The 24,117-nt window shown below is 60.6% G+C and carries 24 protein-coding genes; 12 read left to right on the top strand and 12 right to left on the bottom strand.

Annotated features, from left to right (window positions below; translation table 11 throughout):
- Positions 1–15: 15 nt before the first annotated feature.
- Positions 16–1,347 (top strand): flagellar hook protein FlgE, encoded by a 1,332-nt coding sequence (gene flgE / locus QRN61_RS10585; RefSeq protein WP_097085783.1) that lies wholly within the window; start codon positions 16–18, stop codon positions 1,345–1,347.
- A gap of 363 nt (positions 1,348–1,710) precedes the next feature.
- Here the strand turns inward: flgE and QRN61_RS10590 are convergent, their stop codons facing one another.
- Together QRN61_RS10590 and QRN61_RS10595 are read right to left on the bottom strand one after the other, a co-directional pair.
- Entirely contained in the window at positions 1,711–1,929 is a 219-nt protein-coding gene (locus tag QRN61_RS10590; RefSeq protein ID WP_096796808.1) for a hypothetical protein, read from the bottom strand.
- 120 nt (positions 1,930–2,049) lie between these two features.
- Entirely contained in the window at positions 2,050–4,944 is a 2,895-nt protein-coding gene (locus QRN61_RS10595) for a ribonucleoside-diphosphate reductase subunit alpha (protein ID WP_096796807.1), read from the bottom strand.
- A gap of 856 nt (positions 4,945–5,800) precedes the next feature.
- Between QRN61_RS10595 and QRN61_RS10600 the strand changes: the two genes are divergently transcribed.
- Both QRN61_RS10600 and QRN61_RS10605 read left to right on the top strand, forming a co-directional pair.
- Entirely contained in the window at positions 5,801–6,523 is a 723-nt protein-coding gene (locus tag QRN61_RS10600; protein ID WP_064588756.1) for a response regulator, read from the top strand.
- Complete coding sequence (locus QRN61_RS10605) at positions 6,520–8,130, top strand: ATP-binding protein (protein WP_115989117.1); 1,611 nt, start codon at positions 6,520–6,522, stop codon at positions 8,128–8,130. The genes QRN61_RS10600 and QRN61_RS10605 overlap by 4 nt, the downstream gene beginning before the upstream one ends.
- Before the next feature lie 74 nt (positions 8,131–8,204).
- Here QRN61_RS10605 and QRN61_RS10610 read toward each other — a convergent pair whose 3' ends face one another.
- Both QRN61_RS10610 and QRN61_RS10615 read right to left on the bottom strand, forming a co-directional pair.
- On the bottom strand, positions 8,205–8,930 hold the full coding sequence (locus QRN61_RS10610; RefSeq protein WP_285373746.1) for a 4'-phosphopantetheinyl transferase family protein: 726 nt from the start codon (positions 8,928–8,930) through the stop codon (positions 8,205–8,207).
- Between the two features lie 139 nt (positions 8,931–9,069).
- Positions 9,070–9,861 (bottom strand): dienelactone hydrolase family protein, encoded by a 792-nt coding sequence (locus QRN61_RS10615; RefSeq protein WP_285373747.1) that lies wholly within the window; start codon positions 9,859–9,861, stop codon positions 9,070–9,072.
- Between the two features lie 141 nt (positions 9,862–10,002).
- Here QRN61_RS10615 and QRN61_RS10620 point away from each other — a divergent pair, with 141 nt between their 5' ends.
- The 3 genes from QRN61_RS10620 to QRN61_RS10630 all read left to right on the top strand — a co-directional run bounded on the left by QRN61_RS10620 (position 10,003) and on the right by QRN61_RS10630 (position 12,780).
- Positions 10,003–10,608, top strand: coding sequence for a membrane protein (locus QRN61_RS10620; RefSeq protein ID WP_027612287.1), 606 nt, complete (start codon positions 10,003–10,005; stop codon positions 10,606–10,608).
- Between the two features lie 151 nt (positions 10,609–10,759).
- Entirely contained in the window at positions 10,760–11,437 is a 678-nt protein-coding gene (locus QRN61_RS10625; protein WP_027612288.1) for a response regulator transcription factor, read from the top strand.
- A complete protein-coding gene (locus QRN61_RS10630) occupies positions 11,434–12,780 on the top strand; it encodes an ATP-binding protein (protein WP_027612289.1) in 1,347 nt (448 codons plus the stop codon). Before QRN61_RS10625 ends, QRN61_RS10630 begins: the two co-directional genes overlap by 4 nt.
- 103 nt (positions 12,781–12,883) lie before the next feature.
- Here the strand turns inward: QRN61_RS10630 and QRN61_RS10635 are convergent, their stop codons facing one another.
- Positions 12,884–13,882, bottom strand: a complete 999-nt coding sequence (locus tag QRN61_RS10635) for an AraC family transcriptional regulator (RefSeq protein ID WP_285373748.1) — start codon at positions 13,880–13,882, stop codon at positions 12,884–12,886.
- Positions 13,883–14,232: 350 nt separating this feature from the next.
- Between QRN61_RS10635 and QRN61_RS10640 the strand changes: the two genes are divergently transcribed.
- Positions 14,233–15,567: a dicarboxylate/amino acid:cation symporter gene (locus tag QRN61_RS10640; protein ID WP_027612291.1), complete on the top strand. Its 1,335-nt coding sequence runs from the start codon at positions 14,233–14,235 to the stop codon at positions 15,565–15,567.
- 256 nt (positions 15,568–15,823) lie between these two features.
- Positions 15,824–17,005 carry a CaiB/BaiF CoA transferase family protein gene (locus QRN61_RS10645; protein ID WP_285373749.1) on the top strand — a complete coding sequence of 394 codons (1,182 nt, stop codon included), beginning with the start codon at positions 15,824–15,826 and terminating at the stop codon, positions 17,003–17,005.
- 110 nt (positions 17,006–17,115) lie between these two features.
- Here the strand turns inward: QRN61_RS10645 and QRN61_RS10650 are convergent, their stop codons facing one another.
- Both QRN61_RS10650 and QRN61_RS10655 read right to left on the bottom strand, forming a co-directional pair.
- A complete protein-coding gene (locus tag QRN61_RS10650) occupies positions 17,116–17,610 on the bottom strand; it encodes a SprT family zinc-dependent metalloprotease (protein WP_003227192.1) in 495 nt (164 codons plus the stop codon).
- 148 nt (positions 17,611–17,758) lie between these two features.
- The gene (locus tag QRN61_RS10655) at positions 17,759–18,361 is read right to left on the bottom strand and encodes a Yip1 family protein (RefSeq protein ID WP_007917515.1); all 603 of its coding nucleotides are present in this window, start codon (positions 18,359–18,361) and stop codon (positions 17,759–17,761) included.
- A 444-nt stretch (positions 18,362–18,805) separates the two neighbouring features.
- On the opposite strand from QRN61_RS10655, the gene ttcA reads away from it, so the two are divergent.
- Positions 18,806–19,630 carry a tRNA 2-thiocytidine(32) synthetase TtcA gene (gene ttcA / locus QRN61_RS10660; protein WP_041067551.1) on the top strand — a complete coding sequence of 275 codons (825 nt, stop codon included), beginning with the start codon at positions 18,806–18,808 and terminating at the stop codon, positions 19,628–19,630.
- 167 nt (positions 19,631–19,797) lie between these two features.
- A complete protein-coding gene (locus tag QRN61_RS10665) occupies positions 19,798–20,472 on the top strand; it encodes a DNA-3-methyladenine glycosylase I (protein WP_285373750.1) in 675 nt (224 codons plus the stop codon).
- Between the two features lie 90 nt (positions 20,473–20,562).
- On the opposite strand, the gene QRN61_RS10670 is transcribed toward QRN61_RS10665, so the two are convergent.
- Genes QRN61_RS10670 through arsC form a run of 3 tightly spaced genes read right to left on the bottom strand, consistent with a single transcriptional unit; the run spans position 20,563 to position 21,937 of the window.
- Complete coding sequence (locus tag QRN61_RS10670) at positions 20,563–20,988, bottom strand: DUF2069 domain-containing protein (protein WP_135296356.1); 426 nt, start codon at positions 20,986–20,988, stop codon at positions 20,563–20,565.
- A 2-nt stretch (positions 20,989–20,990) separates the two neighbouring features.
- Positions 20,991–21,587 (bottom strand): NAD(P)H:quinone oxidoreductase, encoded by a 597-nt coding sequence (gene wrbA / locus QRN61_RS10675; protein ID WP_115989123.1) that lies wholly within the window; start codon positions 21,585–21,587, stop codon positions 20,991–20,993.
- Positions 21,584–21,937 (bottom strand): arsenate reductase (glutaredoxin), encoded by a 354-nt coding sequence (gene arsC, locus QRN61_RS10680; RefSeq protein WP_027612296.1) that lies wholly within the window; start codon positions 21,935–21,937, stop codon positions 21,584–21,586. The genes wrbA and arsC overlap by 4 nt, the downstream gene beginning before the upstream one ends.
- A 114-nt stretch (positions 21,938–22,051) precedes the next feature.
- On the opposite strand from arsC, the gene QRN61_RS10685 reads away from it, so the two are divergent.
- Complete coding sequence (locus QRN61_RS10685) at positions 22,052–22,519, top strand: TlpA disulfide reductase family protein (protein ID WP_027612297.1); 468 nt, start codon at positions 22,052–22,054, stop codon at positions 22,517–22,519.
- 177 nt (positions 22,520–22,696) lie between these two features.
- Here the strand turns inward: QRN61_RS10685 and QRN61_RS10690 are convergent, their stop codons facing one another.
- Positions 22,697–23,101, bottom strand: coding sequence for an META domain-containing protein (locus tag QRN61_RS10690; protein WP_007968709.1), 405 nt, complete (start codon positions 23,099–23,101; stop codon positions 22,697–22,699).
- Positions 23,101–23,535: a hypothetical protein gene (locus QRN61_RS10695; RefSeq protein WP_025112952.1), complete on the bottom strand. Its 435-nt coding sequence runs from the start codon at positions 23,533–23,535 to the stop codon at positions 23,101–23,103. Before QRN61_RS10695 ends, QRN61_RS10690 begins: the two co-directional genes overlap by 1 nt.
- 133 nt (positions 23,536–23,668) lie before the next feature.
- On the opposite strand from QRN61_RS10695, the gene QRN61_RS10700 reads away from it, so the two are divergent.
- The gene (locus QRN61_RS10700; protein ID WP_095137159.1) at positions 23,669–24,109 is read left to right on the top strand and encodes a hypothetical protein; all 441 of its coding nucleotides are present in this window, start codon (positions 23,669–23,671) and stop codon (positions 24,107–24,109) included.
- Positions 24,110–24,117 lie beyond the last annotated feature (8 nt).

Consider the following 24,117-nt stretch of genomic DNA (forward strand, 5'->3'; position numbering starts at 1 on the left):
ACAAAGGAGTGGAATATGTCTTTCAATATCGGCCTTAGCGGTCTCTATGCAGCCAACAAACAACTGGACGTGACCGGCAACAACATCGCCAACGTCGCGACCGCCGGTTTCAAATCGTCCCGTGCAGAATTCGAAGACGTCTATTCGGCCACTCGCCTGGGTAGCGGCAGCAAGGTCATCGGCAACGGCGTGCGCCTGGCCAACGTGTCCCAGCAGTTCACCCAGGGTGACATCAACAACACCGGTAACGTGCTGGACATGGGCATCAACGGTTCCGGCTTCTTCACCATGAGCAACAATGGCTCGATCACCTACACCCGTGCCGGTACGTTCAAGGTCGACAATGCCGGTTTCATCACCAACACCGACTACACCTCGCGTCTGCAGGGTTACGGTGTGGACGCCAACGGCAAGATCATCAACGGCGTGTTGACCGACCTGAAGATCGACACCTCGAACCTGGCGCCGAAGTCGACTTCGTTGGTGACTTCGAGCATCAACCTGAACTCGTCGGCACCCGTGATCGACGACACAGCGGCGGCAGGCAAGTTCGACCCGGCAAAACTCGAAACCTACACCAAGTCCTTCAGCACGCCTATCTATGACTCTCAGGGCAACTCGCACGTCATGGATCAGTACATGGTGAAAACCGGCCAAAACACCTGGAAAGTCTACACCCTGGTGGACGGGCGCAATCCAGATGCAACCGGCAGCGATCCAACCAAGACCGCCCCGACTGCTTCGACACTGACGTTCGACAGTTCGGGCAATCTCACTCAGGTCAGCACGCCTAACCCGGCAGATCCGACCAAGCCGATCATCAGCAGCGACCTGAAGCTGACCGGCTGGGTACCGGGTACCGTGACCAACGGCACCTTCACGCCAAACGGCGCGTCTGCCAACACCAATGGCGTGACCATATCCATGGCCAAGACCACTCAGTTCAACGCTGACACCGCCCGTTCGATCCCGACTCAGGATGGTTACGCCACTGGTCAGATCACCAACCTGACCATCGACGGCACAGGCACGTTGTTCGCCAACTTCAGCAACAACCAGAGCAAGGCCATCGGCCAGGTTGCGCTGGCCAGCTTCACCAACGAACAAGGCCTGCAGGCGGTCGGCGGTACCAGCTGGAAAGAGACTTTTGCCTCGGGTATCCCGGGTTACGATGCGCCGGAAACCGGTACGCTGGGTTCGATCGCGTCCAACTCGCTGGAAGAGTCCAACGTTAACCTGACCAACGAGCTGGTGGACCTGATCAAGGGCCAGAGCAACTATCAGGCGAACGCCAAGACCATTTCGACCCAGAGCACCATCATGCAGACCATCATTCAGATGACCTGATTGCGGTTTCTGGTTGTGCAAGGGAGCCCCTCTTTTTGAGGGGCTTTTTTGTGGGCTATTGTTTTGTGGGCTTATCCGTTGCTGCGGTAACGGCTACTTAGGGTTTCGCCCTTACGGCGAGTCACCTTTTCCAAGCGCCGGAGTGCCGGCCCAGCGAAAAGGTAACCCAAAAGGCTTGGCCCCAGCGTTCGGCCCTCGCCGTGGCTCGGGTTCCTTCGCTGCGGGACTCATCCGGGGACATCGCCTACGGTTTGCTTCGCTGCACCTCCTCTCGATGTGTTTGGCTTCGCCAAACGGTCGCTGCGCTCCCACCCCCGGATAAACCCCTCCACTCAGCCTGCCGACGGGGCCGGTACGGCAAGATCAAGAGCTGCAGCCGAGCTTGCGCTCATCCTGTTGAGTGGTGAAAAGCATGCGCTTGGCTTTTGCTCTTCTGTGGAATCCAGCCTGCTGGCGATGGCGGCCCGCGAGCCAACTAATCTCCGTCAGATTCACGTAAGCACTGTAGGAGCTGCCGAAGGCTGCGATCTTTTGATCTTTGGTGCCAGCAGGCAAGATCAAAAGATCGCAGCCTCGTTGCACTCGACAGCTCCTACAAATAAATGGCAGACAAAAGAAAACCCCCGACAAACCAGAAGTCTGTCGGGGGTTTTCTTTTGCCTGGAAGCATCAGGCGTCTCGCGACGCCTGGCCCGGCTCAGCTTATTGGCAAGCTTCGCAATCCGGCTCGTCGATCGCGCAAGCCTTTGGCACTGGCGCTGGGCCGGCCGGAGCTGCCAGAACCGAATCGTCGCCGTGGTTGCCGCCGCTGGAAACAGCGTTCAGCTTGCCGGTGTTGATGGTCGACTTCTCGGTGCTGGTCGCGGCCAGGGCACGGAGGTAGTAAGTGGTTTTCAGGCCACGGTACCAGGCCATGCGGTAGGTCACGTCGAGTTTCTTGCCCGAGGCGCCGGCGATGTACAGGTTCAGCGACTGGGCCTGGTCGATCCACTTCTGACGACGGCTGGCGGCGTCAACGATCCACTTGGTATCCACTTCGAACGCGGTCGCGTAGAGCTCTTTGAGTTCTTGCGGGATGCGCTCGATCTGCTGAACCGAACCGTCGTAGTACTTCAGGTCGTTGATCATGACCGAGTCCCACAGACCGCGAGCCTTGAGGTCGCGAACCAGGTACGGGTTGATCACGGTGAATTCGCCCGACAGGTTCGATTTCACATACAGGTTCTGGTAGGTCGGTTCGATCGACTGCGATACGCCGGTGATGTTGGCGATGGTCGCGGTCGGTGCGATGGCCATGATGTTGGAGTTACGAATGCCTTTCTGTACACGGGCGCGAACCGGTGCCCAGTCCAGGGTTTCGTTCAGGTCAACGTCGATGTACTTCTGACCGCGTTGTTCGATCAGGATCTGTTGCGAATCCAGGGGCAGGATGCCTTTGGACCACAGCGAACCGTTGAAGGTCTCGTACGCGCCGCGCTCGTCTGCCAGGTCGCAGGACGCCTGGATCGCGTAGTAGCTGACCGCTTCCATCGACTTGTCGGCGAACTCGACGGCAGCGTCGGAACCGTAAGGGATGTGCTGCAGGTACAGCGCGTCCTGGAAGCCCATGATGCCCAGACCGACCGGACGGTGGCGGAAGTTGGAGTTCTTCGCTTGCGGCACCGAGTAGTAGTTGATGTCGATCACGTTGTCGAGCATGCGCACGGCGGTGTTCACGGTGCGTTGCAGCTTGGCGGTGTCCAGCTTGCCGTCGACGATGTGGTTCGGCAGGTTGATCGAGCCCAGGTTGCAAACGGCGATCTCGTCCTTGTTGGTGTTCAAGGTGATCTCGGTGCACAGGTTCGAGCTGTGAACCACGCCGACGTGCTGCTGCGGGCTACGCAGGTTGCACGGGTCTTTGAAAGTCAGCCATGGGTGGCCGGTTTCGAACAGCATGGAGAGCATTTTGCGCCACAGGTCTTTGGCCTGGATGGTCTTGAACAGCTTGACCTTGCCCGGGTACTCGGTCAGGGCTTCGTAGTACTCGTAGCGCTCTTCGAAGGCTTTGCCGGTCAGGTCGTGCAGGTCCGGCACTTCGGAAGGCGAGAACAGGGTCCACTTGCCGTCATCGAAGACACGCTTCATGAACAGGTCAGGGATCCAGTTGGCGGTGTTCATGTCGTGGGTACGACGACGATCATCACCGGTGTTCTTGCGCAGTTCGATGAACTCTTCGATGTCCATGTGCCAGGTTTCCAGGTAGGCACACACAGCGCCTTTGCGCTTGCCACCCTGGTTAACGGCTACAGCGGTGTCGTTCACCACTTTCAGGAACGGAACCACGCCTTGCGACTTGCCGTTGGTGCCTTTGATGTACGAACCCAGGGCGCGCACAGGGGTCCAGTCGTTGCCCAGGCCGCCAGCGAATTTGGACAACATGGCGTTGTCGTGGATCGCGTGGTAGATGCCCGACAGGTCGTCCGGAACGGTGGTCAGGTAGCAGCTCGACAGCTGTGGACGCAGGGTGCCGGCGTTGAACAGAGTCGGGGTCGAAGCCATGTAGTCGAACGAGGACAGCAGGTTGTAGAACTCGATCGCACGGTCTTCTTTCTGCTTCTCTTCGATCGCCAGGCCCATGGCCACACGCATGAAGAAGATCTGCGGCAGTTCGAAACGCACGCCATCCTTGTGGATGAAGTAACGGTCGTACAGGGTCTGCAGGCCCAGGTAGGTGAATTGCTGATCGCGCTCGTGGTTGATCGCCTTGCCCAGTTTTTCCAGGTCGAAGGTGGCCAGCACAGGGTTCAGCAGTTCGAACTCGATACCTTTGGCGATGTAAGCCGGCAGCGCCTTGGCGTACAGGTCGGCCATCTCGTGGTGAGTGGCGCTTTCGGCCACTTCGAGGAAGCCCAGACCTTCGGCACGCAGGGTGTCCATCAGCAGGCGAGCGGTGACGAACGAGTAGTTCGGCTCACGTTCAACTAGGGTACGCGCGGTCATCACCAGCGCGGTGTTGACGTCGTTAAGGGCCACGCCGTCGTACAGGTTTTTCAGGGTTTCGCGCTGGATCAGATCGCCATCGACTTCAGCCAGGCCTTCGCAGGCTTCGGTGACGATGGTGTTCAAGCGGCCCATGTCCAGCGGCGCGAGGCTGCCGTCGGCGCGGGTGATACGGATCGACGGGTGCGCGTCGACCGCAGCTTCTACCGGAGCGTGGGCAGCGCGTTCTTTCGAACGGCCGTCACGATAGATCACGTAGTCGCGAGCGACTTTCTGCTCGCCGGCACGCATCAGGGCCAGTTCGACCTGGTCCTGGATTTCTTCGATGTGGATGGTGCCGCCCGACGGCATGCGACGCTTGAAGGTCGCGGTGACCTGTTCGGTCAGGCGGGCAACGGTGTCGTGGATTCGCGACGAAGCGGCAGCGGTGCCGCCCTCAACTGCGAGAAACGCTTTGGTGATAGCGACGGTGATCTTGTCATCGGTGTAAGGAACGACAGTGCCATTACGCTTGATCACGCGCAGTTGACCAGGCGCGGTGGCGGCCAGATCCGAATTCGAATCGGCGGCCTGCGGCAAGGTGCCCTGCGGGTTCTCGCGAGTTGTGTCGGTTTGCATGGGGGGTGATCTCCACATTCTCTATGTTTGTTTGGGCACCATCATGGTGCTCACCGTTCTGGTCCGAAGCACTACAACCGACGGGCGTCGGGCATAACAACTTCGGACCAGTAGGAAAAAGGCTAATGACGCCGCATCCTTGCCGAAGTTTTTGGCTGCGAGCCAGGGCTCGAGCCGGATTCCTTCCCGGATGACAGTAATGACTGCAACACCCGTACCGTTCCGGTCGTTTCCGACCTGAAAAACGGCGCCATCCGCAAGTGCGGTTTGGGCTTTGAAAAACTTGCTTGGTTCAACCGGAAACTGGCAATAAAGCGCTTGAGTTTCAGGTCCGAAATGTGGTTGGTCGTCTGAGCGTAAAACCCTATATGTAGGGTCTCTCCTCGCGCCGTGCTACAAGATAATGCGTTTCGAGAGGGCTTGCAACGTACTAGCTGTGGATAAACCTGTGCGTAAATTGTGTAAGAAACCAGGAATTCCCGTGTAGGCCGCGAACCTGCTGAGCTAGACCGTTTGTCACTGCTTTTCACTTGGGAAAAACGCTTCAGCGGATTTTTAAGGGCGCGAACCCTATCACAAAAAACCGCCTTGTCCGAACGCATTTGCCGACTTGTGTTCTGGTTGTACGCCGTTTATACAATCGGGCGGTGTTTACCCATTCTTATCCTCCCGAAAGATGACAAAAAGACGGGAGGATCTACAACTGTGGGAGCGAGCCTGCTCGCGAAAGCGTTGGATCAGCCAACATTGATGCTGAACCTACCGACGCATTCGCGAGCAGGCTCGCTCCCACATGGATTGTGCTGCGTCGCACGGTTCTTCCTTTATTAATAAAAACAGCAAGCAGAGGTCACCGGTGGAGCAAGAAGCCTGGCAGGTATTGATAGTCGAGGATGACCAACGTCTGGCCGAACTCACCCGCGAATACCTGCAAGCCAATGGATTGCGCGTGGAGATCGAAGGCAACGGCGCGCTGGCGGCGGCGCGGATCATCAAGGAGCAGCCGGACCTGGTGATCCTCGACCTGATGCTGCCCGGCGAAGACGGCCTGAGCATTTGCCGCAAGGTGCGCGACCGTTACGACGGCCCGATCCTGATGCTCACCGCGCGCACTGACGACGCTGACCAGATTCAAGGCCTCGACCTCGGCGCTGATGATTACGTATGCAAACCGGTGCGCCCACGGCTGTTGCTCGCTCGCATTCAGGCTTTGCTGCGACGCAGCGACACAGCCGAGCCGATCGCGGAAAAAAGCCGTCGCCTGCAATTTGGTCCGCTGGTGGTGGACAACGCCTTGCGTGAAGCCTGGCTCAGCGACAGCGGCATCGAACTGACCAGTGCCGAATTCGACCTGCTCTGGCTGCTGGTGTCGAATGCCGGGCGGATCCTCTCTCGCGAAGAAATCTTCACTGCGCTGCGCGGCATCGGCTATGACGGCCAGGATCGCTCGATCGATGTGCGCATCTCGCGCATCCGCCCGAAAATCGGTGATGACCCCGACCATCCGCGGCTGATCAAGACCATCCGCAGCAAAGGCTATCTGTTCGTCCCTGAAGCGTGTGTGGATCTGGCGCTGTGAACTCGATCTTCCTGCGCATCTATGGCGGCATGTGCGCGGCGCTGATTCTGGTGGCGGTGCTCGGTGTGCTGGCACTGCACCTGCTCAATCAGGTGCGCAGCGAGCAATACCGCGAGCGCCTGGCCCACGGCACGTTCTCGCTGATGGCCGACAACCTGCAACCGATGAACGAAACCGAGCGCCATCGGGCGTTGTTGGTCTGGGAGCGTCTGCTGGGGATTCCGCTGGCGCTGAAGAAGTTTTCCGAGACCGGTCTGGACTTGTCTCAGCGCACTCGGGTGCAGCGCGGTCAGGCCTTGGTGGAGCAGACTGGCCCGCATGCGGCGCGGGTCTATCGACTGGTCAGTGATAAAGAACAATTGGTGCTCACCGGCGACGTGCAGCAGATCAGCGAGCAACTGGCGCGCGCGACTATTTATCTGCTGGCCGATGAGCTAGTGCGCTTCCCGGTGAGCGAACAGCCCAAGCGGCTGGCGCAGTTAAAAGAAGAGAAGGGCTTCGGTTTCGATCTGCGACTGGTCACGGTCAACGAGGCTGATATGGATGAAGACCAGAGCCGTCGCGTGTCCGAAGGCGACACGGTGATGGCGCTGGGCAAGGGCGGGGATTCGATCCGGGTGTTTGCCGGCATGGTCGGTACGCCGTGGGTGCTGGAGATCGGCCCGCTGTATCAGATGAATCCATATCCGCCGCAATGGCTGGTGTTGATCGCTGCCTTGGGCCTGAGCCTGATCGGTCTGATCGTTTATCTGCTGGTGCGCCAGCTCGAACGACGTCTGCGCGGACTTGAAGCCGCGGCCACGCGCATCGCCAAGGGCAGCCTGGAAACCCGTGTGCCGGCCCGCGGAGCTGACTCGGTCGGGCGACTGGCAGCAGCGTTCAACGGCATGGCCGAGCACTTGCAGCAGTTGCTGGCGATCCAGCGCGAGCTGGTGCGCGCGGTGTCCCACGAACTACGCACGCCAGTGGCGCGCCTGCGTTTCGGGCTGGAGATGATCGGCTCGGCCACCACCCCGCAGGCGCTGGAGAAGTACCGCGAGGGCATGGATCACGACATCGAGGATCTCGATAAGCTGGTGGACGAAATGCTCACTTACGCGCGGCTGGAGCAGGGTTCACCGGCACTGACCTTTCAGCGCATTGACCTCGATGCGCTGGTCAATCAGGTGATCGCAGAACTGGCGCCGTTGCGTGCCGAGGTCACGGTGCAGCGCGGGTTGTGCCTGTCAGCGGCGGACAACGATGGCGCCTGGGTCGAAGCCGAGCCGCGCTTCCTGCATCGGGCGTTGCAGAATCTGGTGAGCAACGCGATGCGCCATGCACGCTCTAACGTCACGGTGAGTTATCAGGTCGGGCAGTTGCGCTGCCGGGTCGATGTCGAGGATGACGGGCCGGGTGTGCCGGAGTCGGCGTGGGAACGGATCTTCACGCCGTTCCTGCGTCTGGATGACAGCCGCACCCGGGCCTCTGGTGGGCACGGGCTGGGGCTGTCGATTGTGCGGCGGATCATCCACTGGCATGACGGTCGGGCGCTGATCAACAAGAGCAAAAGTCTGGGTGGGGCTTGCTTCAGTCTGAGTTGGCCGAGGAATCAGGAGCGCCGTTGAGTTTTGTGGTGGTTTTGCCGGCCCCCAATCGCTGGCTTGCCAGCGATGGGGCTCTCACCGGCGCCGAAAAATCCTCAGGCCGGAATGCTGACCAGACTCAACAACTGCCCATCCTGCACACCAAATTGCGCCTCCAGCTCGGTGCCATGACGCCATTCGCCAGACAAGTCAGTCAGCAAACGCAACCGGACCTGACCCTGCTCCGTCCACTCCAGCACCTCGGCGTGCTCGAAGTAGAAACGCTTCTGCACAATCGGGTACAGCGCCTTGAACAGGCTCTCTTTCACCGAAAACGTCAGGGTCACGCACAGCGCCAGTTGTTCCCGCGCACCGGCGGCCATGCGCTGCAGCTCCGGCGGCGTCAGAATCTCCCCGGCCAGGCGTTCGGCGCGCTCGGTCTCGAGCAGGTTTTCCAGATCCATGCCCAAGCCGCGCCAGTGCTGCTTGTTAGCGACAATCGCCGCCGCACGCCCGGTGCTGTGGGTGATCGAGCCGCAGATGTGCGCCGGCCACACCGGTGCGCGGTCTTCGCCAATCGCCGGAATCACGCTTGAGCCTTCCAGTTGCTGCAGCGCGGCCCGGGCACAAACCCGCCCGGCGAGAAACTCCGCCTGGCGCTTGGCAACAGAACGCTGAATGCTCGGCGGCGGCTCGATGGCGCTGCGCTGGAAGTCGTCACCGAGCAGTTGTTTCGGGTCGAAACAGGTGCTGAGCAAGACGGTGTCGGGCAACACGTTAGGCAACGGCCAGTGGGCGTCGAGTGGGGTGCAGCAGGCGGGGAGGGGCGGGCTGGAATTCATGGCGGGCATTTTGCCGATTCGCAGGGGCAAGGTCGAGATCGGCGGTGCGGCTTTCGCGAGCAGGCTCGCTCCCACATTTGGAACGCATTCCCATGTGGGAGCGAGCCTGCTCGCGAAGGCCGCGCTGCAATCTATCTGATCAGCCAAAGATTTTCTGGAAGAACGCCTTCATGTCCGCCCAGGATTTTTCATCGGCCGCCTTGTTGTAACCGATATCCGGGCCACCGTGTTCACCATGGCTCAAGCGATCGGCATCCGGATTGGTGAAGCCATGTTTGGCGCCGTCGAGGCTGACGAACTTATAGTCGGCGCCGGCCTTGTCCATTTCAGATTTGAACGCGGTGACGTTGTCCGGGGTGACCATGCTATCCAGCGCACCGTGCTCGACCAGAATCTTCGCCTTCACACTGCCGGGCGTCGCCGGGGTGGTGGTCGCCAGCGCACCGTGGAAACTCACCACGCCCGCCAGCGGCTCGCCCTGACGCGCGGCGTTGAGCACCACGCCACCGCCGAAGCAGTAACCGATGGCGGCGATTTTATTGACGTCGGTCTGCGGCTGCTTTTTCAGCAGGTTCAACCCGGCCTCGAAACGTTTGCTGGAGGCCGCAGCATCCTGGGTCGCGGCCTGCATGAACGCCATCGCATCCTTGGGATGTTCGGTGTTCTTGCCTTCGCCATACATGTCGATCGCCAGCGCGCTGTAGCCCAGTTCGGCGAGGTCGCGGGCGCGACGTTTGGCGTAATCGTTAAGGCCCCACCATTCATGCACCACGACGACTCCCGGGCGTTTGCCCTTGATCGCGTCGTCATAGGCGTAGTAGCCGATCAGCTTGGTGCCGTCGGCACTCTGGTAGGGAATCTCCTGAGTCTTGATCGCGGCGTTGGCCAGGCTGCTGGCCGCGAGCAAGGTGAGGGCGAGGAACAGGCGCATGGTCGGTCTCCTTATCGAAAGTGGTCAGGACAGCCTAGTCGATTTGATTCAGCGCAGGTTCAGAGAGTGTTCAGGGCAGGTACAGGGGCGGGTCAGTAACCTTGCGCCATACCCAAACAGCACTGTGAAAGAGGAAACGCGATGAATCGTCTAAACAAACTGCTGCTGGCTTTTACCTTGTTGGGCTCCAGCCTTGCGGCACATGCCGATGACACCAGCAACTTCGCCGGCCTGACCTTTGGCCAGACCAGTGACAAGGTTAAAAAATCCCACGCGCTGAACGACAACCTTGGCCACCCTGACGCCAGCGGCGCAATCGACGGCAACAACACCTACGGCGTGCGCCTCGGTCAGCAAAACTCGCAAGGTCGTTACTACGCGACCTACGACAACGTGTCCGGTTCGCACAATGGCATTAAACTGCGCCAGGAAAACCTGCTGGGCAGCTACGATCTGTTCTATCCAGTGGGCGGCAGCACCAAACTGTTCGGTGGTGCAACGGCCGGTTTGACCAAGCTGACTCAGGACTCGCCGGGCTATAGCCGTGACAGCGACATCGGTTACGCCGTCGGTGGCCAGTTCGGTGTGCTGCAACAAGTGGCGCAGAACGTTTCGGTGGAACTCGGTTACCGTTACCTGATGAGCAACGCCAGCACCGAAATGAAAGAAAGCGGTGGCAGCAAGCAAGGCTCGCTGGACTTGACCAGCAGCGCCCAGACTTACCTGTCGGCGAACTACGCTTTCTAAAGCGCGGTTCGTTCTAGACCCTGTGGGAGCGAGCTTGCTCGCGAAAGCGGTCTATCAGTCGACAACAATGTTGGCTGATACATCGTCTTCGCGAGCAAGCCCGCTCCCACACATGCGTTGTTGGAGTTTTTGATTTACCCGGGAGAGCGTTATGAAACTGTTGGTCGTCGAAGATGAAGCGCTGTTGCGCCATCACCTGCAAACCCGCCTGACGGAGAGCGGTCACGTGGTCGAGTCCGTGGCCAATGCCGAAGAGGCGCTGTACCAGACCGGGCAGTTCAACTTCGATCTGGCGGTGATTGACCTCGGGCTGCCGGGCATGGGCGGTCTGGACCTGATCCGGCAGTTGCGCTCGAGCGGCAAGACGTTTCCGATCCTGATCCTCACCGCGCGCGGCAATTGGCAGGACAAGGTCGAAGGCCTCGCCGCCGGTGCCGACGACTACGTGGTCAAGCCGTTCCAGTTCGAGGAACTCGACGCGCGCCTGAATGCCTTGCTGCGCCGCTCCAGCGGCTTCACGCAGTCGACCATCGTCGCCGGGCCGCTGTTGCTGGACCTCAATCGCAAGCAGGCGTCGCTGGATGAAGAACCGCTGGCACTGACCGCCTACGAATACCGCATCCTCGAATACCTGATGCGCCACCACCAGCAAGTGGTGCCCAAGGATCGCCTGATGGAGCAGCTCTATCCGGATGACGACGAGCGTGATCCGAACGTGATCGAAGTGCTGGTCGGCCGTCTGCGCCGCAAGCTCGAAGGACCGGGCGGGTTCAAGCCGATCGACACCGTGCGCGGTCTTGGCTACTTGTTCAATGAGCGCTGCACTTGATTCGTTCTCTTCGCGTTCGCTTGATGCTCGCCGCCACCACGTTGGCGGTGTTGTTCATGCTCGGCTTGCTGCCGGCCATGCAGGGCGCGTTCAGCCTGGCGTTGCAGGACTCGATCGAGCAGCGCCTGGCCTCGGACGTCACCACGCTGATCTCGGCGGCACGCGTCGACAGCGGCCATCTGGTGATGCCGGCGCAGCTGCCGGATGAGCGCTTCAACCTCACCGACAACCGCCTGCTCGGCTACATCTACGACCGCGAAGGCAAACTGGTCTGGCGCTCGAAAGGCACGCAGGAAGAGCAGATCAACTACAAGCCGCGTTACGACGGCATGGGCAACGAGTTCGCGCGGATCCGCGAGAGCAATGGCCAGGAGTTCTTCGTCTACGACGTCGAAGTCAAACTGCTCGGCGGTAAAAGTGCCGCGTTCAGCATCGTCGCTCTGCAACCGGTGCGCGAATACGAAAATACCCTCGAAGGCCTGCGTGAAAATCTCTACCTGGGCTTCGGCGCCGCATTGCTGGTGCTGCTGGCGCTGTTGTGGATCGGCCTGACCTGGGGCCTCAAGGCGTTGCGTCGGCTCAGTCAGGAACTCGACGAGATCGAAAGCGGCACCCGCGAAAGTCTCACCGAACAGCACCCGCGCGAACTGCTGCGCCTGACCGGCTCGCTCAACCGTCTGCTGCACAGCGAACGCCAGCAACGCAGCCGCTACCGCGACTCCCTCGATGACCTGGCGCACAGCCTGAAAACCCCGTTGGCGGTGCTGCAAGGGGTCAGTGAAGACATGGCCCAACGCCCGGAAGATCGCGATCAGGCCTGGGTGTTGCAAACCCAGATCGAACGCATGAGTCAGCAGATCAGCTATCAACTGCAACGGGCCAGCCTGCGCAAAAGCGGCCTGGTGCGCCACCAGGTGCGTCTGCAACCGGTGCTCAAAAGCCTGTGCGACACCCTCGACAAGGTCTACCGCGACAAACACGTGCGGGTGGCCTTCGATCTGCCGGAGCACTGCTACGTGCCGATCGAGCAGGGCGCGCTGTTGGAGATGATGGGCAACCTGCTGGAGAACGCCTATCGCCTGTGCCTGGGCGAAGTGCGCATCAGCGTGCGCGAGACCCTCGCCGGCATCGAGTTGTGCATCGAAGACGACGGCCCCGGTGTGCCGCCGAATCAGCGCGCGCGGATTCTCGAGCGTGGTGAGCGTCTGGATCGTCAGCACCCGGGGCAGGGCATCGGCCTGGCGGTGGTCAAGGACATCATCGAGAGCTACAACGCCAAGCTGATGCTCGGGGATTCGCCGATGGGCGGGGCGGCGTTCAGGATTCAGTTTCCTGCGGTTTAGTCGCAGGCCTTGCCGGCCTCTTCGCGAGCAGGCTCGCTCCCACAGAGGGTTCAATGTGGGAGCGAGCCTGCTCGCGAAGGCGCCAGTCAGTTCACCGCAGGTCTTACTGCTCCTGCGCCCGATACGCCCCCGGCGTCAGCCCGGTCCATTTCTTGAACGCCCGGTGAAACGCCGACGGTTCGGAAAACCCCAACTGCTCGGCAATCTGTTGCAACGACAGATCCGCCCGTCCCAGATGATAGATCGCGATGTCGCGGCGCAACTGATCCTTCAATTCCTGAAAACTGCTGCCTTCCTCACGCAGATGCCGACGCAGGGTTTGCGGGCTGATGTGCAGCTGCGCGGCCACCGCTTCGAGGTCCGGCCAGTGCGCACTGTCGCGGCTGAGCAAGCGGCGCAGGCGACTGCTGAGGCTGTCGCCGTCGTCCGGGCGCGATAGCAGGTCGGCGGGTGAGCGTTCGAGAAAGTGCTTGAGGGTGCGTTCGTCCTGCAACAGCGGCATCGACAGATAGCGACTGTGGAACAACAGGCTGCTTTGCTGGGCGCAAAACACCAGCGGGCAAGGGAACAGCAGGTCGTACTCGGCACCGTGCGCCGGTTTCGGATAACTGAAGGTGGCCTGCTCCAGACGAATCCGCTGGCCGATCAGCCAACTGCCGAGGCGATGCCAGATCACCAGCAGGCTCTCGCTGAGAAAGTGATCCGGGTCCCATAACTGCGAGTCATCAAGGCTCAGGCGCACCCATTCGTCTTCGCGGCTCAGGCTCAGACGCGGAGCCTCGGGGAATAGGCTATAAAACAATAAACCGCGTTGCAGTGCCTTCTCCAGATTGCGGCAGTGGATCAGCGCGTGGCACATCATCGCGAAGCTGCCGGGCTTGCTTGGCGCATTGCCGAAACCCAGGTATTCGTCATCCAGCGCCAGCCACAGACTCTGGATCAACTGGGTGAATTGCTCCGGGGCGATGCGCGCCCGAGGTTCATCGAGCAACTCGGGGCTGATCCCCAGTTGCTGCAGCAGCGGCGCATAGTCGAACCCCGAACGGCGTGCGCCACCGAGGGCGGCACGGGCGAAATGACTGGCGATGGTACGTTCGCGCATAAGCGGCAGATCCTTCCTCAAGCGCCGGATGGTAGCCGGGGCATGCGCAGGGCAACAAGGCGGATTTCCGCCAAATTGTAGGACGAGATCCGCTGACTTGGCGGAAATCCGCCACACTGGCGTCACCGGGCAGTGACAAAAATTAGCCTGCATCCCCTGATATCAAAAGGCTTGCAGCGAATTGCACCAAAGTGGCACGGCGTTTGCGATAAGAGCGACAGAAGTGTGCGTCTATTCCGCTGGAATAGCGCCGCTCCAACAACAAATCCCTCCAGTGCAGGAGGGTTCGCAATTCAGGTTCTGCGCCCAACAGATGGATGTTGCCCGCGGGACGCTTGAGGACACTTGCAATGACGACTCGTCAGCCACTGTACAAATCCCTGTATTTCCAGGTGATCGTCGCGATCATCATCGGTATTGCCCTTGGTCACTACTACCCGCAGTTCGGTGTGGCGGTAAAGCCACTGGGTGACGGATTCATCAAGCTGATCAAAATGATCATCGCCCCGATCATCTTCTGCACCGTGGTCAGCGGCATCGCTGGCATGCAAAGCATGAAGTCGGTCGGCAAGACCGGCGGTTATGCACTCCTGTACTTCGAAATCGTTTCTACCATCGCCCTGCTGGTGGGCCTGATCGTGGTCAACATCGTGCAGCCGGGCAACGGCATGCACATCGACGTCAGCACCCTGGACGCCTCGAAAGTCGCGACCTACGTGCAGCAAGGTGCAGACCAGAGCGTAGTCGGCTTCCTGCTCAACGTGATCCCGACCACCATCGTCGGCGCGTTCGCTACCGGTGACATCCTGCAAGTGCTGATGTTCTCGGTGATCTTCGGTTTCGCCCTGCATCGCCTGGGTGACTATGGCCGTCCGATCCTCGACTTCATCGATCGCTTCGCCCACGTGATGTTCAACATCATCAACATGATCATGAAGCTCGCGCCAATCGGTGCCTTCGGTGCGATGGCGTTCACCATCGGTGCCTACGGTGTCGGTTCGCTGGTGCAGTTGGGTCAACTGATGGCCTGCTTCTACATCACCTGCCTGGCCTTCATCCTGATCGTGCTGGGTGCCATCGCCCGCATGCACGGCTTCAGCGTGCTGAAGATGATCCGCTACATCCGTGAAGAACTGCTGATCGTACTCGGTACCTCGTCTTCGGAATCGGTACTGCCACGCATGCTGATCAAGATGGAGCGTCTGGGCGCGAAGAAATCCGTCGTGGGTCTGGTGATCCCGACCGGTTATTCGTTCAACCTCGACGGTACCGCGATCTACCTGACCATGGCTGCAGTGTTCATTGCTCAGGCCACCGACACGCACATGGACATCACCCATCAGATCACCCTGCTGGTGGTGTTGCTGCTGTCCTCCAAAGGCGCCGCCGGTGTGACCGGTTCGGGCTTCATCGTGCTGGCCGCCACCCTGTCGGCAGTCGGTCACTTGCCGGTGGCCGGTCTGGCGCTGATCCTCGGTATCGACCGCTTCATGTCCGAAGCCCGCGCCCTGACCAACCTGGTCGGCAACGCCGTGGCGACCATCGTGGTTGCCAAGTGGGTGAAAGAGCTGGACACCGACGTGCTGCAATCCGAGCTGGCGTCGGGTGGTCGCGGTATCGCGGATACCCGTCCGGAAGATGACCTGGGTGTGGCTGAAGGTGCTACTCCGAGCAACGTCAAGTAATCTGAATTGGCTCCAGTGTAATGCTGGAGTCTGAGAGCCCTTGTGGTGAGGGGATTCATCCCCGATGGGTCGCGAAGCGGCCCCTTCTTAGATAGAAGGGGACTGCTGCGCAGTCCATCGGGGATGAATCCCCTCGCTACAGGGGTTTTTTATTGCCTGCGATTTGAGCATTACGGTCACTGCCGCTGATGCATCCGGTGATTGCCGTGCGCGGCAGCGCTGCCTAGGCTGAGTGCATCGCCCAAGGAGTTCGCCCATGTCCGCGCCGCTGGCCTCACTGAAGATTCTGGATTTCTCGACCCTGCTGCCGGGGCCATTTGCCTCGCTGTTGCTGGCGGACATGGGCGCCGAAGTGCTGCGCATTGAATCACCGACGCGCATGGATCTGCTGCGGGTGCTGCCGCCGCATGATCAAGGTGTGTCAGCCAGCCACGCTTACCTCAATCGCAACAAGCGCAGCCTGGCGCTGGATCTCAAACAGCCGGAAGCGCTGGAGGTGGTCAGGCAGTTGCTGGGCGAATACGACATTGTCCTCGAGCAGTTCCGCCCCGGTGTGATGGAGCGTCTGGGCCTGGGTTATGAGGCGCTGAAAGCGATCAACCCGAAGCTGATTTACGTGTCGATCACCGGCTATGGCCAGACCGGGCCGTACAAGGATCGCGCCGGGCATGACATCAACTACCTCGCCCTGGCCGGTCTTTCCAGTTACACCGGCCGCGCCGACAGCGGGCCGTTGCCGCTGGGCATGCAGGTGGCGGATGTGGCCGGCGGGTCACTGCATGGCGTGATCGGCTTGCTGGCGGCGGTCATCGCCCGGCAGCAGACCGGGCAGGGCACGCATCTGGATGTGAGCATGACTGATTGCGCCTTCAGCCTGAACGCCATGGCTGGCGCTGGCTATCTGGCCTGTGGCGAGGAGCCGCACTGGGAAGAGCAGATGCTCAATGGCGGCAGCTTTTACGACTACTACCGCACTCGCGACGGGCGCTGGTTGTCGGTGGGCAGTCTTGAACCGGGGTTCATGCAGCAACTGTGTCAAGCGCTGGGCCGGCCGGAGCTGGCGGCGCAGGGCTTGTCACCCAAGCCCGAGCAGCAGCGGTTATTGAAGGATGCGCTGAAAGTTGAATTCGAGAAGCACGACTTTGCCGAGTTGTGTGAATTGTTCGCCGGAGTCGATGCCTGCGTCGAACCGGTCTTGAACCTGAGCGAGGCGGTGCAACATCCGCAGTTGCAGGCGCGGGAGCTGGTGACCCAGGTGCCGCGTGGCGACGGTACAACCCAGGCGCAGATTGCCTGTCCGCTGAAATTCTCCGAAGCGCTGCCGGCGCCGCGGCATGTCGGCGCAGGGTTGGGGCAGCATACGGAGCAGGTGTTGGGGGAGTTGGGCTTTGATGCTGAGCGGATTGCTCAATTGCGGGCGGCCAAGGTAATTCTCTAGCGTCTGGCTGGGCCTCATCGCGAGCAGGCTCACTCCTACAGGTGGAACGCTTTCAATTGTAGGAGTGAGCCTGCTCGCGATGGGGCCAGTCGGGACAATACAAAAAACGACTATTCCACCCGCATCTCACCACTGAACACCAAAGTGTTGCGGCATCTACGGCATAAATACCGTCGCCCTTGGCGCACCAGGCTATGACGCTGCGCCGAAAACGGAAAATCACTGTCGGCGCACGGGCATTTGTAGATGTAGCGGGTCACGCTGCGGCGTTTGATTGCGTAGGTGTGGCAGCGATCCGGCGGCAGCTCGTAAACCCCGCGCATGATCAGTTGCCACTCCTCGCCGTGCGGCTGGATACGGTCGCCGAACAGTTGATGGGCGATCAGGTGCGCGACTTCGTGGGCCACGGTCTGCTTGAGGAAGTGTTCGGTGTTTTCCCGGTACAGCTGCGGATTGAAGCGCAGCAGGTTCTCGTGCAGATGCGCGACACCGGCTTTTTGCCCGCGCAGCTTGAGGCTGACGACGGGGCGTTGGAAATGACGTTTGAAAAAGGCTTCAGCGAGTTGGTAACAGTCTTCGACGCGGGTATTGAGTTGCTCGGGCATGCTTGATGGATCTCCAGAGGCGTCGAGTATGCCGCAACGTTCCTGACTTGCGAATCGCTGACCTGCCGAATGGTCATCCGCCAAACGAGAAGGCCGCCTTGCGGCGGCCTGTATTGGCAGATCTTGTTTTTCTCTGGGGTGAAGCTTGTCAGTTGGTATACACCGGCCCCACGCCGAGGCCCCAGACAATCACGGTGAACGCCATGATGGCCACCAGCACCACCAGACCCACCGCCAGCACCGAGCTGGAAAACAGGAAGCCTTCGTCCGACGGAATGTTCATGAACGTCGGCAGCCCCACGTAAAGCAAATAAACCGTGTAACAGATAGCCGCCGTGCCGACGATCATCCCCAGCCACATGTGCGGATACAGCGCCGCCAGCCCGCCGACGAACAACGGTGTCGCGGTGTAGGTGGCGAATGCCACGCAACGGGCCAGACTCGGGTTGGCGTCATAGGTGCGGGCCATCCAGTGCACGAACGCGCCCATCACCGCGACCCCGCCGAGCATCGCCAGGTACGACATCACGGTCATCCAGATCGCACTTTCGACGGTGAGCATCACCGGTGCGCGATTGCCGATCACCCAGCCGACCTGAGTGGTGCCGATAAACGCCGAAACCGCCGGAATCGCCGCCAGGATCAGCGTGTGCGTCAGGTACATGTGGCTGATGCTTTCCTCTTGGTCGCCACGGATTTCCTTCCATTCCTGATCGGGGTGGGTAAAAAGTCCCACTACGTGATGGATCATGCCAGTCACTCCTCTTGTTATTGCCATCGCCCCCCAACGGAGCGCCTAAGGGCCAAAGGTGGCCGAGCAAATTCAGGTCTTCAGATGTGTGCGACCTTATGTCGCAGTATAGAAAGGACTTAACCGCACAGGGACTAGGGGCTTAGAGCAAATTGCGCTGTAAACACGGAGCGTAATCGCGGCAGGGTCTTGCACATTTGAGGCCGGATCACCTCTGTGGCGAGGGAGCTTGCTCCCGCTCGGCTGCGCAGCAGTCGCCAATCCTTCCAGTTTGGTGTGTCAGGAAAATAGCGGCTGCGGGTTTGGAGGCGCTTCGCACCTCAGCGGGAGCAAGCTCCCTCGCCACAGGGGATCGGTTGAAAGGGACAGACCCACGGCCCTTCGCGCTCCCCGGGTTTTTGCGTAAAATGCCCGCCTTTCGTCACACCTCACGGATTTCGCGTCATGGGCACTCTTACGGTCAACCAGAACAAACTGCAAAAGCGCCTGCGCCGCCTGGCCGGCGAAGCGGTCGCCGATTTCAACATGATCGAAGACGGCGACAAGGTCATGGTCTGCCTGTCCGGGGGCAAGGACAGCTACACCATGCTCGACGTGCTGCTGCACCTGCAGAAGGTTGCACCGATCAAGTTCGAGATCGTCGCAGTGAACATGGACCAGAAGCAGCCGGGTTTCCCCGAGCACGTACTGCCGGCCTACCTGAAAGAGCTGGGCGTCGAGTACCACATCGTCGAGAAGGACACCTACTCGGTGGTCAAGGAACTGATCCCGGAAGGCAAGACCACTTGCTCGCTGTGCTCGCGCCTGCGTCGCGGCACGCTGTACACCTTTGCTGACGAAATCGGCGCGACCAAAATGGCCCTCGGTCACCACCGCGATGACATCGTCGAGACGTTCTTCCTCAACATGTTCTTCAACGGCACCCTCAAGGCGATGCCGCCCAAGCTGCGCGCCGACGACGGGCGCAACGTGGTGATCCGTCCGCTGGCCTACTGCAACGAGAAAGACATCCAGGCCTACTCGGACTTCAAGGAATTCCCGATCATCCCGTGCAACCTCTGCGGTTCGCAGGAAAACCTGCAGCGTCAGGTGGTCAAGGAAATGCTTCAGGACTGGGAGCGCAAGACTCCGGGCCGAACTGAAAGCATCTTCCGCAGTCTGCAGAACGTGGTGCCGTCGCAACTGGCCGACCGCAACCTGTTCGACTTCACCAGCCTGAAGATCGACGAAACGGCGGCTTCGCGCTTCGTTAACGTCGTCAATCTGTAAGCACAATCATTGTGGGAGTGAGCCCTGTGGTGAGGGGATTTATCCCCGATGGGGCGCGAAGCGCCCCCAGAAAAGCTGGGGCTGCTGCGCAGCCCATCGGGGATGAATCCCCTCACCACAGGGGCCGCTCCCACATTGGTTTTTCGTTTTATTCAATAGGAGAGGGCATGCGCGATTACAAGTGGCTGCACGAGTACTGTCTGAACCGCTTCGGTTCGGCGGCTGAACTGGAAGCCCATCTGCCCGTTCCCAAAACTGCCGCGCAATTGCGCAAGATCAGCGACGATCGTTACCTCTCGACCATGGCCCTGCGCGTGTTCCGCGCCGGCCTCAAGCACAGCCTGGTGGACGCCAAGTGGCCGGCCTTCGAAGAAGTGTTCTTCAAGTTCGACCCGGAAAAAGTCGTGCTGATGAGCGCCGAACACCTCGAACGCCTGATGCAGGACGCGCGGATCATCCGCCACTTGGGCAAGCTCAAGAGCGTGCCGCGCAATGCGCAGTTCATCCTCGATGTAGAGAAAGACAAGGGCAGTTTCGGCGCGCTGATTGCCGACTGGCCAGTGACCGATATCGTCGGTCTGTGGACCTACCTGAAAAAACACGGGAGTCAGTTGGGCGGACTGTCGGCGCCGCGCTTCCTGCGCATGGTCGGCAAGGACACCTTCGTGCCGAGCTATGACGTGGTCGCCGCGCTGAATGCACAGAAGATCGTCGACAAGGCGCCGACCAGTCTGCGCGATCTGGCGATTGTGCAGAACGCGTTCAATCAGTGGCATGAACAGAGTGGCGGGCGGCCGATGAGCCAGATTTCGATGATGCTCGCGTACACCGTCAACCATTAAGACCGCGTCGCCCCATTCGCGAGCAAGCCCGCTCCCACAGAGGGAATACATTTCAAATGTGGGAGCGAGCCTGCTCGCGAAGGTGTCAGATCAGGCGACGCTGATCTCGCCTTCGCCCGCGAGTTTGCGATTCAACTGATACCGCCACCGCACATACAGCAGCGCCGAGCAGAACAGCGCCAGGCTCGCGGCCATCTCCAGCACGCCAAACAGTTGCCGGTTCGGGTCATACGCTGCCAGTGCGCCCTTGATGAAATACAGATTCACCACAAAGCACATCCACGAGTGCGCACGCGCGTTGCCCATCAGCATCCCCGGCGCAAGGATCAGCCACGGGATCAGCTCGACCAGCAGGATCACCCACGGTCGGGCGCCGTGCAGGTCGGCGAACACCAGGTAGTAAGCGGCGAGCAGCCCGGCGAGGCCGAAGAAGCACAACAGGCTGACGATCCGCATCGCCTTGACGCGGGGTTCGAGCCATTCGACGGAGGGCAGGACTTTCGGCTTCTTCGCCACCCTTAGCCCTCCAGTTTTTGCGCGGTCTTGGCCAGGCGTGCGCCGAGTGCGCGACACAGCGCCATTTCGTGTTGATCCAGACCTTTCTTGCCATCGGCCCCGGCATGATGACTGGCGCCATACGGCGTACCGCCGCCCTGGGTTTCCAGCAGCGCCGACTCGCTGTACGGCAGGCCGGTGATCAGCATGCCGTGGTGCAACAGCGGCAGCATCATCGACAGCAGGGTGGTTTCCTGACCGCCGTGCAGGCTGGCGGTGGAGGTGAACACGCCGGCCGGTTTGCCAACCAGCGCGCCGGTCAGCCACAGGTTGCTGGTGCCGTCGAGGAAGTACTTGAGCGGTGCGGCCATGTTGCCGAAACGCGTCGGGCTGCCAAGGGCGAGGCCGGCGCAGTTCTTCAGGTCATCGAGGGTGGCGTAGAGCGCACCGTCTTCCGGGATGTCCGGGGCGACCGCCTCACACTCGCTGGAAATCGCCGGTACGGTACGCAGGCGCGCTTCGAGACCGGCCTGTTCGACACCGCGGGCGATCTGCCGGGCCATCTCGTTGGTCGAGCCGTTGCGGCTGTAATACAGAACCAGAATGTACGGCGCGCTCACGGCAGCAGCTCCAGCACATTTTCCGGCGGACGACCGATCACAGCCTTGTCGCCGACTTCGAGAATCGGTCGTTCCATCAGTTTTGGATGCTGGGCGATGGCGTCGATCAATTGCGCTTCGCTGAGGCTTTCGTCAGCCAGCTGAAGCATTTTGTATTCATCTTCTCCGCTGCGCAGCAACTGACGCGCGCTGATCCTGAGCTTGCCGAGCAGTGCCTTGATTTGCACCGCATTCAGCGGGGTTTCGAGGTAACGCACCACGTTCGGGGTCAGGCCACGGGCCTCAAGTAGTTCCAGCGCGCCGCGGGATTTCGAGCAGCGCGGATTGTGATAAAGCGTCAGATCGGTCATGGCGGGTCGCTTCTGGCGTAAAGTGGCGGCTATTCTAACTGTGCAGCGCGCAATCCAGAACCTTCAGAGGCGATGGGTCGCAGGCGCCTTCAATTTTTGACCAGGGAACATGACATGACACGGCGATTGGCAGCGGCATTGACGATAATCGGGGCGTTGATGCTGGGGGGCTGCGGCAATGACTACGGCATTGACCAGAATGGTCAGAAGGTCGCGTCCGAACGTCTGGACAAGCAATGGGTAGTCATCAATTACTGGGCCGAATGGTGCGGCCCGTGCCGCACGGAAATTCCGGAGCTCAATCATTTGGCTGACGAACTCAAGAGCAAGAACGTGGGTGTGTTCGGGGTCAACTTCGACAACGTCCAGGGTGAAGACCTGAAGAGCGCCAGCGAGAAACTGGGCATCAAATTCACCGTGCTGGCGCAGGATCCGGCGGACCTGTTCGACCTGCCGCGCAGTGAGGCCTTGCCGGTGACTTACATCATCGACAACAAGGGAAAGGTGCGTGAGCAGTTGATGGGCGAGCAGACGGCGGCGGGGGTGATGGCCAAGCTGGAGGCGTTGCAGGCTACCAAGTAGGGCAAGTGAGGTTTTGTGGTGAGGGGATTTAGCGAAACGTCGCACCGCCCCGATGGGCTGCGCAGCAGCCCTGAAACCCGAAAACCCGGTTTATCCTCAACCTCCGAAGGGGGTCGCTCCGCGACCCATCGGGGATAAATCCCCTCGCCACAGGGTAGTCTCAGCAGCAGGAGGGGGTTAACCCTCTTCCAGCCACCAACGCAACGGCTTGCCTTCGGCCGGCCAGAAGCGCATCTGCTCGATCGGCGAGATGTCCCAGCGCTCAACGCCTTGCAGCGCCTGCAGGAAGCGTTGTTCCTGCTCCATCAGCGCCGGCGCGCAGAGTTTGCGGGTCTTGCCGATCGGGCCGAAGCTCAGCTTGTCGCCGTCGAGGGTGTACGGCGCGAACCAGTGGTTGCAACCGCCGTTGCCATATGCGCGGCCATCGTCACCAAGGGTCACGGTCAGATGGCTGTAATCCATCAATGGCCGCTCGCCGATCCACTCCAGAATGTAGCTGCGGTTCTGCTGCAATTGCACAGGCTCTGCGGCGCAGCCCACCAGAGCGGCACCGACCAGCAGCGGCAGGGCAAGGCGTTTCATCACGCAGGCTCCTGGCATTTCGGGCACAGGTGCTTGTCGCCGACGGCTTTCCAGCCCAGCTCGGCGATGCGCGCCGTGGCGGCCGGTTTCTCGGCGGTCTTGCCCAGCTTGGCGTCCACCGCGAACTCGAAGTTCAGCTCTTTGGCGCAGCTGTCGCAGTTGACCTGCCAGGTGTGGATCGCCAGTTCGCCGAATACCGGGCCGGTGGTCATCGCGGTCCATTGGCCCGGCGGATTGATCAGGTGGCGCACGGTGTCGACGGTCAGGCGCATGGACAAATCCTTGCTGCCTTTGAGGGTGACCAACAGGACGTCACCGTTGCGGATCGAGCCACCGTTGCCGGTGACCTGATAGCGGCCCGGTACGAGGGCGCGGCATTCGGTGAGGGTGTGTTGCGGGTTCATCAGGGTGTAGCGGAAATCGTGTTCGACCATGGGTCCTCCAAATCTGCGCGACATGCTAGCACGGGCTGGATTGCAGGATGGCGTACACGTGCGACCTTCGATCCGGTTCAAATCGTCCGGCGCTCATGGCAAACTGCCGCCCTTCACTCTGAGGGAACGGAACATGGCGCTGATCGAATGTTATGAATGCAAGCGGAGCATCAGCTCGGAAGCAAAGGCGTGCATTCATTGTGGTGCTCCGATGGCGCAGCAGCACGAGCACACACCGGCGCAAGCCGCCGCCGCGACGATTTCATTTGGCAGCCTGCCGCGCAACAAATCCGTGCCCGAGGCGTTTATCCCGCCAGCAGCCCCTGAGCCCGCGCCGCGCGTTTCACCGGCGGCGGTCGGTCGCCGCCGTCGGCAACCGGAACCCGCACCTCAACTTCAGCCCAACGCCGACGGTTCGCGGCCGGTGGAAGGCTGGTTGAAGATCATGGTGTTCCTGCTACCGATGGTCTTCGTCTGGTTCCTGCTGCGTAACGGTCATTCGATGAAGCAGCGCTTTTTCGGTTTTGGCTGGCTGGCGTTGCTGATCCTGGCCTCGTCGCTGTCGCCGAAGTAAACCGGCAA

Origin of the sequence: Pseudomonas sp. lyk4-TYG-107 (assembly GCF_030209055.1) — a bacterium.
Lineage (GTDB): Bacteria > Pseudomonadota > Gammaproteobacteria > Pseudomonadales > Pseudomonadaceae > Aquipseudomonas > Aquipseudomonas putida_A.